The sequence below is a fragment of the Stenotrophomonas capsici genome, assembly GCF_034961085.1.
GTDB lineage: Bacteria > Pseudomonadota > Gammaproteobacteria > Xanthomonadales > Xanthomonadaceae > Stenotrophomonas > Stenotrophomonas capsici.
On the sequence record NZ_JAYFUH010000170.1, the window covers coordinates 1 to 1,647 of the forward strand.

2 protein-coding genes and 1 pseudogene are annotated in these 1,647 nt (G+C 69.3%); all 3 read left to right on the top strand.

The window, feature by feature from the left end; translation table 11 throughout:
• Positions 1 to 157 (top strand): annotated as a pseudogene (locus tag VA603_RS10750) (IMP cyclohydrolase); the annotation flags it as partial.
• An 11-nt stretch (positions 158 to 168) separates the two neighbouring features.
• Complete coding sequence (locus VA603_RS10755) at positions 169 to 999, top strand: hypothetical protein (protein WP_323438815.1); 831 nt, start codon at positions 169 to 171, stop codon at positions 997 to 999.
• 81 nt (positions 1,000 to 1,080) lie between these two features.
• Positions 1,081 to 1,647, top strand: a 567-nt coding sequence (locus VA603_RS10760) for a phosphoribosylamine--glycine ligase (protein WP_425603691.1), incomplete at its 3' end; no start/stop codon positions are given.

Below are 1,647 nucleotides of genomic sequence, written 5' to 3' on the forward strand. Positions count from 1 at the left end.
CTTCCCGTTCCGCGACGGCCTGGATGCGGCCGCCGAAGCCGGCATCACCGCGGTGATCCAGCCGGGCGGTTCGATGCGCGATGCCGAAGTGATCGCCGCGGCCGACGAACATGGCATCGCCATGGTGTTCACCGGCGTTCGCCACTTCCGTCACTGAGTACCGCGACGATGGCGACGGGGGTGTTTCTACGATCGGTTTCCCTGGGCGCCGTGCTCCTGCTGGCCGCCTGCCAGCAGGACAAGCCCGCCCCCGCCCAGGCGGAGGCGAGGGTGCCGGTGCTGCGCCACGACGACGCTGTGCTGGCACTGCTGCAGGAGCGCTACGGCGCGCCTGCACAGCTGAAGGGACCCTGGGCGCAGCAGCTGACGGATCCGGACATGGATCACGTCCGCCCGATCCACCGCGACGTCTGCGCCGACCAGGCCGCGGTCATCGGCGGCAAGCGGTACCGCATGCTTGCGGTCTGCACCCACTACGATGACGCCACTTCCATCGAACTGGGCACCACCGATTTCATCGTGCTGCACGAAGCGGCCGACGGCCGCATGTCGCTGGCCGCCGAGCTGGCCGGACGTGCCAGCGGTGCCGGCGGGCAGCCGGGCACGGTCAGCACGCTGCAGGTTGGCGCCGGTGCCTGGGCGTACCAGATCGACGACGAACTGGTCGCGGTCGGCTCGGTGATGCGCAATCGGGCCTGGCTGGTGTTCGACGGCGGCGACAAGGTGGCCGACGCCGGCTGGCTGCGCACCCACCTGGACGACCACAACGCCATCGAGTGCAACGACGCCGGGCACTGCTCGCACGGGCGCCTGGACCTCAACCTCGAGGTCCGCCTCGACGACAGCCAGCCCGGCCTTGCGTACTGGCCGTTGCAGGTACAGGAAAAGGGCAACGGCTGCCACGGCCGTGTCAGCAAGACCCACGTCATCACCTACGACCCGGCGCAGTCGCGCTACCCGATGCCTGCCGAACTGCAACGGGAGGGCTGTGCGAAGTGATCCGCAACGCGCACTGCATGCCGGCACCGGTCCGCGTGGCCACCTGAACCCTCCCGCTCCCTCCCCACAGGAAACGACTTCATGAAAATCCTCGTCATCGGCTCTGGTGGCCGTGAACACGCCCTGGCCTGGAAGCTGGCGCAGTCCGCGCGCGTGAGCGAAGTGATCGTCGCCCCGGGCAATGCCGGCACCGCCACCGAAGGCAAGTGCCGCAACGTCGCGGTCAAGGTCACCGACATCGCCGGGCTGCTCAAACTGGCCCGGGACGAGGCCGTGGGCCTGACCGTGGTCGGCCCGGAAGTACCGCTGGTGGCTGGCGTGGTCGACACCTTCCGTGCCGCCGGCCTGCGCATTTTCGGGCCGACCGCCGCCGCCGCGCAGCTGGAGGGCAGCAAGGCGTTCGCCAAGGATTTCCTGGCCCGCCATGGCATTCCCACCGCGTACTACGCCGTGCACACCGAGGTTGATGCCGCGCTGGCCTACCTGCACGAGAAGGGTGCGCCCATCGTCATCAAGGCCGACGGCCTGGCCGCCGGCAAGGGCGTGATCGTGGCGATGACGCTGGACGAAGCCGAAGCCGCGGTGCGCGACATGCTCAGCGGCAATGCCTTCGGCGATGCCGGGGCGCGCGTGGTGATCGAGGAGTTC

What these genes read in the sequence shown, in the direction of transcription:
- VA603_RS10755 (WP_323438815.1), top strand. Translation starts at nt 169, where the DNA reads ATGGCGACGGGGGTGTTTCTACGATCGGTTTCCCTGGGCGCCGTGCTC.